Annotated in this window: 3 protein-coding genes and 1 pseudogene; all 4 read right to left on the bottom strand. The window is 33.8% G+C overall.

All coding sequences use genetic code 11. From position 1 onward, the window contains the following. Nucleotides 1-206 (bottom strand): annotated as a pseudogene (locus FUA24_RS07685) (BT4734/BF3469 family protein); the annotation flags it as partial. Further along, nucleotides 193-489 (bottom strand): helix-turn-helix domain-containing protein, encoded by a 297-nt coding sequence (locus FUA24_RS07680; protein WP_027879784.1) that lies wholly within the window; start codon nucleotides 487-489, stop codon nucleotides 193-195. The pseudogene FUA24_RS07685 and the gene FUA24_RS07680, both read right to left, overlap by 14 nt. Further along, a complete protein-coding gene (locus FUA24_RS07675; protein WP_262713604.1) occupies nucleotides 486-713 on the bottom strand; it encodes a helix-turn-helix domain-containing protein in 228 nt (75 codons plus the stop codon). The genes FUA24_RS07680 and FUA24_RS07675 overlap by 4 nt, the downstream gene beginning before the upstream one ends. A 171-nt stretch (nucleotides 714-884) precedes the next feature. Next, a partial coding sequence (locus FUA24_RS07670; RefSeq protein WP_222861334.1) for a DUF6617 family protein occupies nucleotides 885-1,223 on the bottom strand: 339 nt, incomplete at its 5' end.

Here is a 1,223-nt window from a genome sequence, read left to right as displayed (position 1 = left end):
TCGGTATCTCTATGGGTTGCAATCACTCCATCAATATGAATCCGTAAAGTTTCTTTTCCACCATTAAATGGGTTACGAGTTATCCCGCAGTCCCTTCCTTTTACGGAAAGGACTGTTGTATCAGGATAATACTGTCTTAACACATAGGCATAAATCTTTAAGCCATAATGTGTTTTGTCTAAAATTGCTTCTCTACTTATTTCCATCTTGCTTGAAATTATGGTTGTAGTAGTTATCTTGAAGCAATTGCTCTATGTCAGCAACTCTATAGTAAAATTTACCTTTTACTTTGCTGTAAGGCAAAGTGCCATTGGTTCTTAAAGTTTGCAACGTACGCTTACTAATATGTAAAGTCTGCAATACATCTTGATTGTCTATCCACGTATCCTTTAATACTTCTGCTCTCGATTGTCGCAACAATTCGATACGTGCTTTTAAGTCCTTGATATCTTGCGAGAGTGCCAAGATTAAATCGATTATTTCAGTCATAACTTCACCGCTCCTTTCTTAATTAGGTAATCGGCAGCTTGCTGTTCGATTTCATCTTGTGAATCAACACGGTTACTTAATAACCATTCTTCTAATTCGACTCTGTTAAAATAAATTTTCTTTCCATTCGGTTTATAATGTGGAATGGTTCCTGTACTTGTAAGTTTGTATAAATGGGATTGTGATAATTCCAAAAACTTACACGCTTNTTGAGACGTTCTAATATTTCGTCCATAACTAATAAAATTTTAGTTTATAGTAAATGGACATCTGGCCAAATGTCATTCTTGGTTTTCAAGAACAGGACAAAGGTTCAAAATTGGCTTCTCGATTTTAGTAAGAGTGTAAAACAAGGGTAAGACAACAGTAAGGTTTCTTACTATTCTTACTGTTTTTTATTGCAGTTGTTGGATAATTTTATCTATTTCTTCCTTTTCTTTTGGGTTATGAACTTTGTTTTTGTGAAGATTATTAGCCTTTAATAGCGTACCTGTTTTGGTAACAAATTTTCCAGAACGTTCTATTGCCGTAGGATTGAAATAAATAAAAAATGGTTTAAGTTTTGTTACAAGGTAACTAAACTGTGTCGTCTCGCATTGAAGATAAATTTGCGATTCTGTATTTGTGAAATCTTTTGCTAATAAGAGTTCGTGCAACTGTTCTACAGTTGTACGGTTATCTAACAAATCTATTTTTAGATTTACCAGTTTGAGCACAGTTAGCAAAGTTGAAGT

It is taken from the genome of Seonamhaeicola marinus (assembly GCF_008085455.1).
The sequence above is the reverse complement of the archived record's forward strand: the minus strand, read 5'-3'. Positions and strand labels throughout refer to the sequence as shown.